Below are 255 nucleotides of genomic sequence, written 5' to 3' on the forward strand. Positions count from 1 at the left end.
GAGTAGAGAGCTTCTGTCTCGTCTTCATCGCCGTAGTAGGGATCGAGGTGGAGGTCGGCGACGACCTCCACCGGTCGATCAGGAAGCGTATCGACAGTATCCCGTTGGAGCAGCGTGTCTCCAACTTCCTCGACAGTATCGAGGTCGAACTGATCGGTAAGGTGTCCACGGACGGTATTGGCGTGTGGAGAGTCTTCGGTCGTCTCGCAGATGTGATTGACCGAGGTCCCGCTGGCGCTGGCGCCAGCGAGGACC

Annotated in this window: 1 pseudogene; it reads right to left on the minus strand. The window is 59.6% G+C overall.

What is annotated here, in order from left to right:
- Positions 1-255 (minus strand): annotated as a pseudogene (locus O2S87_RS19140) (ISH3 family transposase); the annotation flags it as partial.

It is taken from the genome of Halohasta sp. A2 (genome assembly GCF_056175805.1).